At 62.8% G+C, this 516-nt stretch carries 1 pseudogene; it reads right to left on the bottom strand.

The window, feature by feature from the left end:
- Positions 1-516 (bottom strand): annotated as a pseudogene (locus AC1DTN_RS39280) (choline dehydrogenase); the annotation flags it as partial.

The raw sequence follows: 516 nt of genomic DNA, 5'->3' as shown, positions 1-516 counted from the left end.
GCTCCCTTGCGCGTGTAGTCGTCGATCGCGTAGTGCGCCTGCGGCTTGGGAATGCCCATGGCGTCCTTCTGATCGCTCAGGGTGATGCGGTTGTCTGCTGCGGGCAGCACTTCCAGCACCGTCTTGACGTTGAATTCGCGCGCCGCGCTGTGGCGAAGGCGTCTTTCGAATTCAGGACCGTACACGCCTTTATCGATCAGGGACTGCGTGGCGCCGGCGACCCGGGAGATGTTGGTGAAGTCAAGGCGATATGGCGCATGCTCGGAGCGGAACGGCCCGTCGCGCAAGGTGTTGATGGAACTGGGGCTTTGCGGGCCACGACCCAGCCACAGGTCCTCATCGACATCGAAGGTCAAAGACGTGCTCGGATGGTCCATCAGGTGGCGCCCGACCATGCCGGAACTGTTGGCCAATCCCTGAGGGTATTTGTCGCTTGCCGACAGGAGAAGCAGCCGCGGACTTTCGATGCCGTTGGCCGCCAGGACGAAGCTCGTTCCGGTCACGCGGTGCGAGACC

The organism is Rhizobium sp. 01T444 (genome assembly GCF_056398305.1).
Note: the sequence above shows the minus strand (reverse complement) of the source record. Positions and strands in the feature narration are given on the sequence as shown.